The 12,395-nt window shown below is 52.8% G+C and carries 16 protein-coding genes; 9 read left to right on the forward strand and 7 right to left on the reverse strand.

The annotated features are described in order from the left end of the window. Positions 1-27 precede the first annotated feature (27 nt). From PA598K_RS25560 to PA598K_RS25565, 3 genes are all read left to right on the forward strand, one after another. Positions 28-543 carry a hypothetical protein gene (locus PA598K_RS25560; protein ID WP_128659677.1) on the forward strand — a complete coding sequence of 172 codons (516 nt, stop codon included), beginning with the start codon at positions 28-30 and terminating at the stop codon, positions 541-543. 12 nt (positions 544-555) lie between these two features. Continuing rightward, on the forward strand, positions 556-723 hold the full coding sequence (locus PA598K_RS36510) for a hypothetical protein (RefSeq protein WP_185602225.1): 168 nt from the start codon (positions 556-558) through the stop codon (positions 721-723). Positions 724-857: 134 nt separating this feature from the next. After that, positions 858-2,414 carry a glycine betaine uptake BCCT transporter gene (locus PA598K_RS25565; protein ID WP_128659678.1) on the forward strand — a complete coding sequence of 519 codons (1,557 nt, stop codon included), beginning with the start codon at positions 858-860 and terminating at the stop codon, positions 2,412-2,414. A gap of 87 nt (positions 2,415-2,501) precedes the next feature. Here the strand turns inward: PA598K_RS25565 and PA598K_RS25570 are convergent, their stop codons facing one another. The 4 genes from PA598K_RS25570 to PA598K_RS38220 form a co-directional block, all read right to left on the reverse strand. Beyond that, on the reverse strand, positions 2,502-3,503 hold the full coding sequence (locus PA598K_RS25570) for a formylglycine-generating enzyme family protein (RefSeq protein WP_128659679.1): 1,002 nt from the start codon (positions 3,501-3,503) through the stop codon (positions 2,502-2,504). 133 nt (positions 3,504-3,636) lie between these two features. Then, positions 3,637-4,941: a hypothetical protein gene (locus tag PA598K_RS25575; protein WP_128659680.1), complete on the reverse strand. Its 1,305-nt coding sequence runs from the start codon at positions 4,939-4,941 to the stop codon at positions 3,637-3,639. Further along, positions 4,938-5,465 carry a sigma-70 family RNA polymerase sigma factor gene (locus PA598K_RS25580; RefSeq protein WP_128659681.1) on the reverse strand — a complete coding sequence of 176 codons (528 nt, stop codon included), beginning with the start codon at positions 5,463-5,465 and terminating at the stop codon, positions 4,938-4,940. Before PA598K_RS25580 ends, PA598K_RS25575 begins: the two co-directional genes overlap by 4 nt. A gap of 234 nt (positions 5,466-5,699) precedes the next feature. Beyond that, positions 5,700-6,104 carry a phage terminase large subunit family protein gene (locus tag PA598K_RS38220; RefSeq protein WP_307719897.1) on the reverse strand — a complete coding sequence of 135 codons (405 nt, stop codon included), beginning with the start codon at positions 6,102-6,104 and terminating at the stop codon, positions 5,700-5,702. A 176-nt stretch (positions 6,105-6,280) separates the two neighbouring features. On the opposite strand from PA598K_RS38220, the gene PA598K_RS25590 reads away from it, so the two are divergent. The 3 genes from PA598K_RS25590 to PA598K_RS36515 all read left to right on the forward strand — a co-directional run bounded on the left by PA598K_RS25590 (position 6,281) and on the right by PA598K_RS36515 (position 7,637). Continuing rightward, on the forward strand, positions 6,281-6,472 hold the full coding sequence (locus tag PA598K_RS25590) for a type II toxin-antitoxin system HicA family toxin (RefSeq protein ID WP_128659682.1): 192 nt from the start codon (positions 6,281-6,283) through the stop codon (positions 6,470-6,472). Positions 6,473-6,501: 29 nt separating this feature from the next. Beyond that, positions 6,502-6,927: a type II toxin-antitoxin system HicB family antitoxin gene (locus tag PA598K_RS25595; RefSeq protein ID WP_128659683.1), complete on the forward strand. Its 426-nt coding sequence runs from the start codon at positions 6,502-6,504 to the stop codon at positions 6,925-6,927. A 539-nt stretch (positions 6,928-7,466) separates the two neighbouring features. Beyond that, positions 7,467-7,637: a hypothetical protein gene (locus PA598K_RS36515; RefSeq protein WP_185602227.1), complete on the forward strand. Its 171-nt coding sequence runs from the start codon at positions 7,467-7,469 to the stop codon at positions 7,635-7,637. A gap of 269 nt (positions 7,638-7,906) precedes the next feature. Here the strand turns inward: PA598K_RS36515 and PA598K_RS25600 are convergent, their stop codons facing one another. Further along, the gene (locus tag PA598K_RS25600) at positions 7,907-8,698 is read right to left on the reverse strand and encodes a stalk domain-containing protein (RefSeq protein ID WP_128659684.1); all 792 of its coding nucleotides are present in this window, start codon (positions 8,696-8,698) and stop codon (positions 7,907-7,909) included. 241 nt (positions 8,699-8,939) lie between these two features. Between PA598K_RS25600 and PA598K_RS25605 the strand changes: the two genes are divergently transcribed. Beyond that, complete coding sequence (locus PA598K_RS25605; protein ID WP_128659685.1) at positions 8,940-9,374, forward strand: hypothetical protein; 435 nt, start codon at positions 8,940-8,942, stop codon at positions 9,372-9,374. 174 nt (positions 9,375-9,548) lie between these two features. Here PA598K_RS25605 and PA598K_RS25610 read toward each other — a convergent pair whose 3' ends face one another. Together PA598K_RS25610 and PA598K_RS25615 are read right to left on the reverse strand one after the other, a co-directional pair. Next, positions 9,549-9,875 carry an AzlD domain-containing protein gene (locus tag PA598K_RS25610; protein ID WP_128659686.1) on the reverse strand — a complete coding sequence of 109 codons (327 nt, stop codon included), beginning with the start codon at positions 9,873-9,875 and terminating at the stop codon, positions 9,549-9,551. Next, on the reverse strand, positions 9,866-10,630 hold the full coding sequence (locus tag PA598K_RS25615) for an AzlC family ABC transporter permease (RefSeq protein ID WP_128659687.1): 765 nt from the start codon (positions 10,628-10,630) through the stop codon (positions 9,866-9,868). The genes PA598K_RS25610 and PA598K_RS25615 overlap by 10 nt, the downstream gene beginning before the upstream one ends. 270 nt (positions 10,631-10,900) lie before the next feature. On the opposite strand from PA598K_RS25615, the gene PA598K_RS25620 reads away from it, so the two are divergent. Both PA598K_RS25620 and PA598K_RS25625 read left to right on the forward strand, forming a co-directional pair. Next, on the forward strand, positions 10,901-11,593 hold the full coding sequence (locus PA598K_RS25620; RefSeq protein WP_128659688.1) for a copper amine oxidase N-terminal domain-containing protein: 693 nt from the start codon (positions 10,901-10,903) through the stop codon (positions 11,591-11,593). A 31-nt stretch (positions 11,594-11,624) separates the two neighbouring features. Further along, on the forward strand, positions 11,625-12,269 hold the full coding sequence (locus PA598K_RS25625) for a hypothetical protein (protein WP_128659689.1): 645 nt from the start codon (positions 11,625-11,627) through the stop codon (positions 12,267-12,269). Positions 12,270-12,395: the final 126 nt, after the last annotated feature.

A 12,395-nucleotide genomic window follows, 5' to 3' on the forward strand; every position in this document is an offset into this window, starting at 1 on the left:
CATGTCAGAATAGGGCAGGTGGTCTAGATGGAGCAGATCTCGACCGTGTCGGAATTCATGCATTGGTTTGGATTGCCGGTGGCGATGAGCCTGATCGGCGGGCTGATCGGCCACTTTGTCAAAAATGGGATTATCGAACTACCAAAGGTTGTCATAGAATATACCGAGGACCCGGAGACAATGTCTTCCAATTGGGCGCTCCGTGTCCTCCAGCGGACCGGCAGATTTTTGTTGTTCCTGCTCGGCTACAGAAACGAGCGCAACGCCTCGGCCAAAGTATTCTTCGATCTCGGCATCCTCGGAGACCTGCTGATCGCGATCGGCACGGGGATCCTGGCGAAGACGGCGCTCGCGATGGCGAATACCGACAGCCCGTATGCGGTCATCAGCAGCTCGTTGCTGGCAGGCTATGCTGGCCTCTCCTATCTGAAGGCGAAGCAAGACAAGGAGATCGCCAGCACCGTCATCGAGTCGCTGGAGGCGGAGGAGGAGGGGGCCGGCAGGACGTCCAGGAAAGCAGAGCAATCGAGACTTACTGGATAAGAGGTGAGAAGGATGGAGCGGATGACCGTCAAAGTAACGCAAGGTGAGCTGCAAGAGCTGAAAAAGCTGGTCAGTATCATCAAAAACGTACGACTCCCGCTATCCCAGCGACGCATCGCGAAGTCGCAATACGAGTCGATCATCAAGCATGCCAAGCATTGCGATCGACTGACTATGTAGTCCTTGTCCGTTAACGATTGTCTGGCGCAGGATGCCGCACGCCCCCGGTCCGGGCGTTGCGGCATTTTGGTTTTTTGTTTAGACAGGCCCCTGCCGAGGTTACAATACGAAGTAGATAGTTAAGGGGGCGCAGCATGAAAAAGGACCGCGAGAAAGGCACTGTATTTTATCTCTCCATATTTATTGTCGTTGCCGTCGTCGTCTGGGGGTTTCTGTTCCCGGATCATCTGGCCGATGCGGCGCAAGAGGCGTACGCTTATGTGACGAGCACGTTCGGCTGGTTTTACTTGACCGCAACCTTCTTGTTCCTGCTCTTCGCGATCTTCCTTATCTTCAGCCCGGCGAGCCGGATCAAGCTCGGACGGGACCATGACGAGCCGCGCTACCCCTTCTTCACCTGGCTGGCGATGTTGTTCTCGGCTGGCATGGGGATCGGGCTCGTCTTTTATGGCGTCGCCGAACCGATCTACCATTATATCGATCCGCCAGAGGGGCTGACGGGAGAGACTCCGGCAGCGGCCAGAGCGGCGCTGCGCTATTCGTTTTTCCATTGGGGTCTGCAGCCTTGGGCGATCTATACGGTTATCGCGCTGGCGATCGCGTATACCCAGTTCCGCAAGGGCGGCACCGGGCTGATCAGCGCGACCTTCCGCCCGTTGCTCGGCCACCGGGTGGACGGGCTGCTCGGCAAGGGCATCGACACGCTGGCAGCGGTCGCCACCGCCTTCGGCGTCGCCACCTCGCTGGGGCTCGGTACGCTGCAGATCAACGGCGGCCTCGATTATGTATTCGGCATCCCGAACACGACGACAGTCAATCTGATCATCATCGTCATCGTTACGGCTCTATTCCTGCTCTCCGCCATCAGCGGGCTGGATCGCGGCATCCGTTACCTGAGCAATCTGAACCTTAGCATCGCCGGCTTGCTGGCATTATTCGTGCTGATCACCGGCCCGACGCTATTCATCATGGACGCTTTGACGACGACGGTCGGCTCCTATCTGAATAATCTCGTGACGATGAGCTTCCTGATGACGCCCTTCTCTCAGGGGACATTCGTCGGCGACTGGACGATTTTCTATTGGGCCTGGTGGATCGCCTGGGCGCCGTTCGTCGGCTCGTTCATCGCACGCGTCTCCAAGGGACGCACGATCCGCGAGTTCGTCGTCGGCGTACTGCTCGTGCCAACCGTGCTGAGCATGTTCTGGTTCTCCGTATTCGGCGGGACCGCATTACATATGGAGATCTTCGAGGGGCTGCCGATCGCGGAGGCGGTGTCGTCGGATATGACCTCGGCGCTGTTCGTGACGCTCGAGCAGCTGCCGTGGGGGATGATCATCAGCATCGTGGCGATCCTGTTGATCACGATGTTCTTCGTCACCTCGGCCGACTCGGCGACCTTCGTGCTTGGCATGCTGACCTCGCAAGGGACCGAGAATCCGCGTACAGGGATCAAGATTATCTGGGGCATCCTGATGTCGGGCATCGCCGGCGCGCTCCTCTTCACAGAGACAGGGCTGGGCGGCCTGCAGACCGCATCGCTCGTCATCGCGCTGCCCTTCACGATCATCCTGTTGCTCATGATGTACTCGCTCTACAAGGCGCTCAAGCGCGAGGTTCATGACGCCCGTCGCCGCGAACGCAAACGGCTCCAGAAGCTGGAGCGGCTCCTGGAGCGGGAAGAGGACTAGCGTAAGGCTAGTCCGAGCGGACTCGAAAGTAACGGAGGATACGGCGCGCAGGGGAGAGGGAGGCGGAGGCGAAGCAGCCTGCTCGCTTCAGCAGTCCGCGGCGACCCGGAAGCCGCAGTTGCCCGTAGACGAATCCGGCGTATTGGAGCTGCGGGCAGCGACCCGATACCGATTGCAGTAGGAGCGATGGCACAGATACGAGCCGCCTCGCATCGAGCGCCGGTCCGTCGGCCGGCTGTAGTACGGGCGCACCGCTGACGTCTCGCGATGGTAGGCGGGGCTCCAGTAGTCGGCGCACCACTCCCACACGTTGCCAGCGACATTGTACAGGCCATAGCCGTTGGGCGGGAAGGCATCGACGGGCGCGGTGCCGACATAGCCGTCAGACGCCGAGTTTTTGATCGGGAAGCGCCCCTGCCAGATGTTGCAATGGTGGATGCCGTCTTGCTTGAGCTCGTCCCCCCATGGATAGCGTCGTCCGGCGAGACCGCCGCGCGCAGCGAACTCCCACTCGGCCTCCGTCGGCAGGCGGACGCCCGCATAATCGCAGTATGCCATCGCATCGTGCCAGGAGATATGGACGACCGGATGATCGGCACGATCCTCGATATGCGAGTCGGGTCCCTCCGGCCGGGCCCAATACGCGCCATGCACCGTCAGCCACCACGGCGTCTGCTGCGGCACCTCGGCCACCGCTTGGCGCGTCTCCTCCGAAGCGAGCAAATGAAATACATACGACCAGCCGAACCGCTCGGCCTCGGTGACATAGCCAGTGGCCTCGACGAAACGGGCGAACTGGGCGTTGGTGACGGCGTGCGCAGCGATCCGGAAGGGCCCGACCTCGACCTCGCGCGAGGGCCCTTCGCCATCAGCGGGGAAGCCGTCGGGGTCGTCGGTGCCCATCCTGTAGCTGCCGCCACCCAGCTCGATCCATAGATGGTCTGGCGGCTGGCTGGCTGGCGTGGGCGGTGGGCTTGCTTGTGCGGAAGGCGCTGTCGAGCGAGCGACTTCTGGTTCATGGGGCGCGGCGGACGGACTGGGGCTGACAGCCTCGCGGCTGGCTGCGCAGCAGGATTTGTTATGTTCCATCTTAAGCTTCCTCTCTCTACTGTCTGCCATGTGGCGAATCGATGAGTACTCGTTAGCTTCTATGATAACACAAGACGCCCGCTGCCGGTCGATGTGAGATGACATCTCGGGCAGCGGGCGTCTTGCTATGGGATTACGAGGACAGATCGAAGGTCCACGGTCCGCGGACGACGACGATTGGCCGCTCGAGCTGCAGCGTGATGCTGCGAGCGCCGTCTGGGACTTCGAACTCCATCCAAATGTAGGCTCCGGTCGTCTCGTCCTGCTCTGCCGCATAGCTCAGCTCTCGCAGCGAGAACCGCTGCAGCGCGACTGCCGCCGCCGGATCGCCCATATCCATGTATACGCGCAATCTGTCTCCGATGCGCTCGGTCCGCGTGAAGGTGACGGGGAAGCCAGCTAGCTCTACCGTCTCTTGCAGCGCGTCGCGCGACTCTGTCGGCAGCTTGACCTTGGCAGTGTCCGGGTACTCGACGAATACCTCCGGCAGGGTGACTCGATATCGTCCGCCATCCGTCACCGTGAAGTAAAACTCGCTGGCCGGCGCGGCGACCGCCCGATCGGCGTGCATGTCGATGGCGTTGCCCTGGTGATCGGCGATCTGCAATCCGCCCCCGGCGCCTATTAACCCGTGGAGGTCGTACTCGTACAGCCGATAATCTTCCTGCGGCAGCGACAGCAGCGTCACCCGCAGCTGATCGTCGATGCGCCGTGCAGCGGCGGTGATGGACAGGCCGTGATGCGTCTGCGTCGGTCCGAGCGCTTCGTAGTCTGCGTAGCTCTCGGCTGCTTGCAGCGCGAGCGGGATGTCCAGCGGCGGATCGAGCGGCAGCGTCAGGCGGATCGCCTCGCCAGTGTCGATGGGCCCATCGATCCAGTAGATAGAGGACCAATCGCCTCCACTGCCGGATGCCAGCGAGCGCGTCAGCTCGTGCCGGATGCCGCGCTCGGTCGTCAGCGTGATCGAGGCAGGCGGGATCGTGCTGTCGGACCAGCTCGTCGACAGCACGGTCATCCGCTCATCGGACATCGCGCCAGTGATCGTCAGCGTCCCTGAACCTACGGCCAGCCGCACCGGCTCCTGGAGCACATACAACTGGGACGTCTCCTGCTGGACGATCCCCAGGCCCGGCACGAACTGAAGGGCACGCGCCAACGTCGCCCACACCTGCGATTGCTGAGAGAGCACGACGGCGAGCGCGATTACCCCGATCAGCGAGGCGGCGGCGATCCGTCGCGTGCGCTTCGTCCGATTTGTTCGTTTCGTCGGTTTCACGGAATGGGGGCGCTCGCTAGCCTGCGGCTGGAGCTTCTCTTGGGCTGGGGCCTGTCGTTCGGCGACTGCCTGACGGATGCCGGCGCGGCTCCGTTCGGAGAGCGATGCCGGGATCTCGATCGTCTCCATTTGCTTTTTGACCTCGTTGGTGTTGATCTTCATGCGTGGTCCTCCTCCCGTATCTGCTGTCTCAGCTTGCCGAGCGCTCGATACAGCAGCGTCTTGGCTGTGCCTAGCGGCAGCTCCATCAGCTCGGCGGCCTCCCTGATCGTCAGGTCATAATAAAATCTCAATAGGACGATATGCTTCTCGTCGGCACTCAGCCCGTCGATGAGCTGGCGCAGCGTCAGCTTCAGCGGCAGATCCTCCGTCTCCGGGAGCGCCAGCATCTCGGCATACTCCGGCTGCCACGCGATCTCCCGCTTGCGCTTGCGCAGCATGTCGATCGCGCAGCTGATCGCGATGCGGATCAGCCATGTCTTGAGATATCGCGGCTCGCGCAGGGTTTTGATATTTTTGCAGGCGCGGTAAGCCGTTTCCTGCACGACATCGAGCGCGTCCTCCTGCCTGCCCATATACACGTAGGCGGTTCGGTACAGATCCGCTTCATAGCGCTGGAACAGTTCCAGGAACGCGTCTTCGTCGCCGTTCTGCGCTTGCTGTACTAATGCATCGATGATGAACACCCCTTGCGTCCTTATGATCCGCATCTTGGGATGCGGGTGGTCGGCCTGTTCCGACCGTTCTATGCATTAGACGGGAGGAGGCAGACGTTTGGCTTTATTGCCCCGGAAATAAATCGAGGCGACAGTGCATCTTCGTCTATTCATAGGAGTGGACAGGCCTGGCACCCCGTGCTAATAAAAAAAGCGATTCTCATTACGAGAACCGCTTTTAATTACTGTGCTCCACTTTGTTTTTTATAAACAGTACTCTCCAGTTTTTTTAGTCTGCGGGGAATGCTGAACCATTTGCGAACACTGTAATAAATAGCGAACAGTAAAAGTACTGTACACACGATGGTAACGATAAACTCTGGCCAATAGAACCAGCTCATAATCAAAACCTCCCTTGCTCCAATGTTTGCGTTTACATAAGGTAGAGAATAGCGTATCTTGGGTCTGAAGAAAATCTTTCGTTATTTCGTTTATTTTAGCCCATTCGATCGGGTGCAATTCAGTGCAACTCGGGCACGGCAGGTTCAACCGCTCCATCGTGCTATCCTGATACAACTCCTCGATCCTTGATTCGCCTTGAATTGTCGGCAATGTACATACAGATTGAAGCTGCCTTTTTCCCTGCTGCTGGCAGAGGAACAGGAACAAAGTTTTCGAATCAAAAACTAGCTCTATTTCGGGGTCTCCAGCACCCGCACCTCGCTCGTACCCTCAGAAGGACCTGCGGGCACCCCCTCACCGTAAATACACGTACATTTTATACGTGCTACCTATTGGCACGTACTTATTATACGTGTTATAATGAAATCAGAAAGGAGCTGGACATGAGAAACATCACTTCCCGTGAGTTAATCAAACTGGTCGAAGCTCATGGCTGGAAGTTGGTCGAAGTAAGAGGAAGTCATCATCAGTTCAAACATCCGACCATTCCCGGCAAAGTCACCATCCCACATCCTAGAAGAGAATTTTCCCAAAAGCTAATCAAGTCCATACTTAAACAGGCGGGGCTCCTCTAAGAGCCCTACCCCCAAGGAGGCTAATATAAATGTCCATTCTGTATCTCTATCCTGCGGTGTTTGATCCAAACGAGAAAGGCGGCTTTACAGTCAGCTTCCCTGACTTGCCAGGCTGCCTCACTGAAGGCGACAACCTGGAGGAGGCACTCAGCATGGCCCAGGAAGCCATGGCGCTTCACCTGTACGGAATGGAGCGAGACGGCGATGTCATTCCAAGTCCATCAAGCCCATACACGAACCTGATTCCAGACGACGCCGAGAAGGGCGCGTTCGTGAACATGGTCGCGGCTAAAACTGCTCCGATCCGTGATGAGCTGCAAAATCGGGCCGTGAAGAAGACACTGACGATCCCTCAATGGCTCAACGATGAAGCTGAAGCTGCCGGCCTCAACTTCTCGCAGACACTTCAATATGCTTTAAAAGAGAAGCTCGGGTTTCCGCACAGAACAAACTGAACATGACTTACATCGCCCGGCGAAAGCTGGGCTCTTTTCGTCTATGGCCATCCGTTGGGCGACTTCATATCTAAATCGCTCCTTTCATCTTTTTGGAAACAAAAAGAGCCACGCATGGTTGAGTGACTCTGGGTCATGTATACGTACTATGAACAGAGGCGATGTTTTTAAAACCGCCTTCCGGCAGCACACCCACTTCCTCACGTCGACATGCGCGGGGCGCCCTTTGTTTTAAATATAAAGTTTCGGAAGCAATCTCCGATACAAATTATCAGAGGAAAGGTGGGGCAAAATGAATATAAGTTCGAATATTTTGGTTGTTGGGTTAATTGTCATTTTTTTATTTCTTGTCTTTGAAATACACTGGACATATAAGGACCAAAGATTACTCAACAGACCGTTAACTATCCCTTCCACTAAAAGTTCGATTTATACAACAGAATACAGACTAGCACACCCGATTTCAGGCTCGTGAAAGTTGGTGTAAGATCAATAAATGTAGTTACCCCAATGTTCTGAATTGGATTGAAGATGTAAATATGATTATTTCTACATACAAGATCATGATATCTCAATCAGGTAATATCCTTACTGTCGTTGGTGTTGCAACAATTTGTGCTATTATGCACTTTGGATTTGCTCATCAAAGAGCATCTTTAGTTAAAAAACACTTAATTATTATTGATGAAATTGAAAAAGAACGTTCCTAAAGTAAACAAGCCTTCGAATCATTTGCCTTCAGCTCCCCACAACGCAAGGACCAACAAGGTGAGATGGAGACAAAAGCCGAGGACACTTGACCAAGAGAATACGGCACCTCCAACAAACATCTACCAAAAAAGAGGCGGGAGTTGCGCTGCGATTAATAAAAAGGCGGAGATCAGGCAAAACGAAAAAAAACTCGTTTGAATCCAATGGAACGATGTCGCAATCTTGCAATAACCGTAATAAAAGAAAAGGCCCGTTTGTGGGCTTTTCTTTAAGGCCTCGGTATTTCATCAACAACCGTAAAGGATATGGCATCTACCTTCCAAACTCCTGAACTGGAAACGAGAGAAAGATCACGATACAACGTCTGATTATTTTGCAGTGCATACGATTGTCGCAAGTTGGCTTTTGTTTGGCTTGTATAGGTGATCGCAGATTGGTAAATCGTTGTGATTTTATAATTATACTTGAGTCCTTTACCCTGAATAACGGAATTAATCATACTGTCGGTGAAGTAAGGGCTAAAATGCGTTCGAATTTGTTTAATAGACGAAAGGTCGGTAGCCTCATTAACCTTGTCTACGAGTACCTTCGCTCGTTGGTCAGTGACACGTTGTGCGGAAGGCACTTGCACAACGCCTTGCTCCATGCCGATGATGACCTGCTGGGCGCCGGATGTCACGATCGCTTGTTTCGCTTGTGAGTCCCAGCTGATTTCAGCTCCAAGCGCCTGGCCAACAAAACGTAAAGGGACATATGTGCGAGATCCGTTGTACAACTTAGCCGGTACATCCAGAGTGACTTGCGTTTGATTAACCGTCATGTTCGGAGAGTTAAGGGTTAATTGAACCGTCGTATTTTCTTTCGTGATGGTTACGACTTTATCTTGCTGATTCCAATCGACGTTAGCGCCCAATTGCTCAGATACAAGACGCAAAGGGATAAGCACACGTCCGTTTTCCAACTTGCCCTCATGTAGAGGATTGGCAAAACTGTTGCCAGAGAACGAAGGAATAAACAACATGGCCGAGGCTAGAAAGGACAGTGCGACTTTTTTTAGCATACGGAACCTCCCAGAATCGTAAAACTATCTACTATGCAATAGACGCTTTGATTAACAAAAGGTTGCTATAATCAGGAAAAAAACAAGTGTGGGAGGTACGCTTGCAGATATGCTGGATACAGCAACCATTACCAGTCGTTATACGTCTTATACGATGAATGTAAATTTTTGAAAGAGGTGAGGATGCAGGGGCGTTTGAACAAGTGCTACTCCAATACTGCCTGTTGGGAGATATGCTGAAATGAAAACAAAATTTATTCTTATTATCGCAATGTCAGCGCTTTTATTAACCGCTTGTCAAAATGGAGGGGATAATGCCCCGCCTCCATCTGATGGAGGAACAATATCAAAACCGGAATCCACTCCCGATAATGGTGAAGTAGAAATCGATGACAAAATCAACGCTGACGTGGTAAAGGTTATTCAAAATTATATGCAAGCTACACATACAAAAGATGAGGGCCTGATTCGATCCACCGTGTTAGATGAAATTGGTTTTGAAGAGCGAGCATTTTCTCTTTGGAATGATCCCAAAAACCTCGCGTTAAAGAAGCTCGCCTACGGCTCTGGCGATGAGAAAAATGAAGTAGTAACGGTTACCTTTACGAACGATGAGATGCTATCCTTCGCACTGACACAAACCGATGATGGATGGAAAATTTACGATGTTGACTAAGAGGCCTACAGGTAAGCCGAAAGCACTGGATAGCCATACTGTTTTTCCTGGATTAACTTTAGCTCCGGTGAAAGAGTAACACAGCCACGCAAGTGAGGCAAAGGTGAAAGACATTTCCTATATCGGGATCTGGCTACCCGCCTCTCCGCAGCCAGCGGAGAGGCGAGTGCAGGTTCAGAATAGCAGCCGAAGCAGCATCAGCGACACGACGCCGGTCACTACCGTGCCAAGGAGGCTTCGAGTTTTGACGGCTACCCAGAAGGTGGGCAAAGCCGCAATAAGCTCGACATTGGTAGACAATGCGGCGAATTTGCCGCCTTCGATGAACAGCTCCTGGGCCACCAGGGCCGCCATGACCGCTATCGGCACATAACTCAACCAGCGCATCCCCCATTCCGGGATCGCGATGCGGCTTAACAGCATCAGCGGCAGTACCCGGGGGAGGAAGGTCACGAGCGCAGCTCCGAAGATAATCAGGAAGATATCAGGTCTTACTTCCATCGTTCTATCACCAGTCCAATCGTTGAAGCTATAATGGCAGCGGCAATAACGCCCATGCTGGGCGACCATAGAATAGAGACCAGAACAGCTACCGCCATGGCAATCAATCCGACAGTGATGTCAAGCAGGTATTTGCGCCGTCCCATCATCGTCAGGACAAGCAGCCCGATGAACATGGCCGGCAGGGCGAAGTCCAGCCCCCATTGCTCGGGACTTGCAATCCACTGGCCGAAGAAGGCGCCTGCGAGGTTGGCCAGGAACCAGTTCAGATATGCGGTAATATTAAGCCCGTGCATCCAGCGCTCGCTGATTCTCTTCCGGGAGGCGCTCTTCTGGATCGCTACGCCGAAGGTCTCGTCAGTGAGCAACGAACCGATCAACAGATTGCGCAGCGGCGTCAGGTGACGGAAATAAGGCGATAAGGCTGCGCTGAGCAGCAGATGCCGCAGGTTGACCAGAAAAATGGTGATGACAATGGCGGAGGAACTGCTTCCAGCAGCAATCATGCCAGCAGCGATGAACTGGGCGGAGCCTGCATAGAGAATGATGGAGAGCATGGCAATCTCGGCAAGGGTAAGTCCGGCGGTCTTCCCGACCACCCCTGCGGCGAAGCCGATACTCAAATATCCTAGCAAGGTAGGCAGGCAATCCTTGACCCCCTGCAGGAAGGTATCATTGCTATCCGGCACAGCGGTGGAGTCTGAGCTCTGGCTGCTGCCGGGCTGCGACGGTTCTAAAATAGATTTTGGCCTCATGTCAGGCAATACTCCTTCTATCCTTCACTATCGTTACCGCTGCACGGGTGCAGGCGGCTGCCACTATAGTAACGTAAAACAGGGATTCGGGGAAGACTAACCTCGGCCTGAGTCCAGTGAAACAAAATACACTCCTGTTCCTCGCGACTCTCCTTCAGCAATTTCAGCAACTAGACGCGAAGCGTTCAATTGGAGCAAAGGCTCTCTTTAGACGCTTCTTTTTTCCTGAATTTATATAATAAGATCCAAATATAAGTTGGAGGGTTTGTAATGAAGAAAAAAATTGCTGCTATCGCATTAGGTATCATGATTGCAGGGTCGGCTATAGTGGGAAGTATCTACGCAGCAGGTGCAATCAAATTGATCGTGAACGGGCAAGCTGTTAAGACAGATGTGTCGCCATTCATGACTAAAGAACGCGTAATGGTCCCCATTCGTTTTGTTTCTGAAGCGTTAGGATATAACATTCAGTGGGATGAGTCCAAACAACAGGTAACAATTGATCATGAGATTTGGAAAGAAACGATTCCAGAAGAGGACAAGGGAACTTTAAGAGCAGCTTCAAATACAGTAAGTTCATACCTAGTCTTACTACAATCGAGATATGACCCTTCCTTAAATAACCCGGATGAGTATATCAAATTTACGACGGGCGAAAATGAAATATTTATGCCCAGCTATGGTGGATCAAGCTTAAATTATATTGCGAATTATGAAATCCTGGATGGACGCTTACTTAAATCTGCTCAAGGAGACACAGCAGAAATTGCTGCAAGTTATTGGCTATTATCAACGACAGAATCCCGATACACCAAATACACGATAATTTACACCTTAAAACAGCAAGATGTCAACGGCGTGCAACATTGGTTGATTGACACAGAGAGGACCCTTAAGACAGAAGCATTTAAGGAAAAACCTGCACAGTTACATGCTCCATTTGAAATAAATAATTACAAGTAAGATAAACGCTGTGGAAGGAGATGAACAAGTGATGGTTAGATGGATTAGCTTCAGTCTTTTAGTCCTTTTGTTGACGGCCTGTGCAGGGAATGAAGAAGCTGAGAATACTTCGCCACCTCTTGAATCGCCATCCATTCATCAAGAAGAACAGACGCCGAATCCAAATCCGTCTGATGAAGAAAAGGATACTGTCGTCGGAGATATTAACGGTATTGAGGAAAATGGCACTGAGTCTGGAGAGGTGAGGGTGCTTTATCCTGATGATCCTGCTGTCTATGAGGATACTATCAGGGTTGACCCAAAGGAAAGAGTGGGAAAGCTAGAGATAGATTCAATTGTTATGGTCGAGGAGATCCAACCAGGACAAAAAGAAACTATCATGAAGTACCTTACTGCTACAAGGGATGAGGATATAGACAGTATTGAAAAACTGATTCATCCTGAATCGGATAATCCAGAATTCATCACTTCAGGTCTTCAAAATAAAATTATTCAAGCGGTCAAAGAATTGACCATAGATCATCACCGATCAGCTCTATTAGAGGAAGAGCGGGGTGAAGGGATGGCGACCGCAGTAGTTGCTCATTTGGAAGCTGCCGACGGTTCTTTGGGAGGGACCGCATCCTTGGTGTTATTTAAAAAAGACGAGAAGTGGCTCATTTATAGAGTAGACTAATTCGAATCAAAGCGTTCAATTTAGGAGCATCGGGCATCGGCTTCTGTTGGACGCTTCTTTTTGCCTGAAGAGAGTCTACATTATGCGCTGCTTTAAGCAAATGAAGGAGACTGTCAAGTAAAAAGT

Origin of the sequence: Paenibacillus sp. 598K, from assembly GCF_003851045.1 — a bacterium.
Lineage (GTDB): Bacteria > Bacillota > Bacilli > Paenibacillales > Paenibacillaceae > Paenibacillus_D.

Coding starts and splice junctions, on each gene's coding strand:
- PA598K_RS25615 (WP_128659687.1), bottom strand. CDS start 10,630: ATGAGGCCAAAATCTATTTTAGAACCGTCGCAGCCCGGCAGCAGCCAG.
- PA598K_RS25620 (WP_128659688.1), top strand. CDS start 10,901: ATGAAGAAAAAAATTGCTGCTATCGCATTAGGTATCATGATTGCAGGG.
- PA598K_RS25595 (WP_128659683.1), top strand. CDS start 6,502: ATGTCCATTCTGTATCTCTATCCTGCGGTGTTTGATCCAAACGAGAAA.
- PA598K_RS25570 (WP_128659679.1), bottom strand. CDS start 3,503: ATGGAACATAACAAATCCTGCTGCGCAGCCAGCCGCGAGGCTGTCAGC.
- PA598K_RS25575 (WP_128659680.1), bottom strand. CDS start 4,941: ATGAAGATCAACACCAACGAGGTCAAAAAGCAAATGGAGACGATCGAG.
- PA598K_RS25600 (WP_128659684.1), bottom strand. CDS start 8,698: ATGCTAAAAAAAGTCGCACTGTCCTTTCTAGCCTCGGCCATGTTGTTT.
- PA598K_RS25560 (WP_128659677.1), top strand. CDS start 28: ATGGAGCAGATCTCGACCGTGTCGGAATTCATGCATTGGTTTGGATTG.
- PA598K_RS25610 (WP_128659686.1), bottom strand. CDS start 9,875: ATGGAAGTAAGACCTGATATCTTCCTGATTATCTTCGGAGCTGCGCTC.
- PA598K_RS25590 (WP_128659682.1), top strand. CDS start 6,281: ATGAGAAACATCACTTCCCGTGAGTTAATCAAACTGGTCGAAGCTCAT.
- PA598K_RS25605 (WP_128659685.1), top strand. CDS start 8,940: ATGAAAACAAAATTTATTCTTATTATCGCAATGTCAGCGCTTTTATTA.
- PA598K_RS36510 (WP_185602225.1), top strand. CDS start 556: ATGGAGCGGATGACCGTCAAAGTAACGCAAGGTGAGCTGCAAGAGCTG.
- PA598K_RS25625 (WP_128659689.1), top strand. CDS start 11,625: ATGGTTAGATGGATTAGCTTCAGTCTTTTAGTCCTTTTGTTGACGGCC.
- PA598K_RS25565 (WP_128659678.1), top strand. CDS start 858: ATGAAAAAGGACCGCGAGAAAGGCACTGTATTTTATCTCTCCATATTT.
- PA598K_RS36515 (WP_185602227.1), top strand. CDS start 7,467: ATGATTATTTCTACATACAAGATCATGATATCTCAATCAGGTAATATC.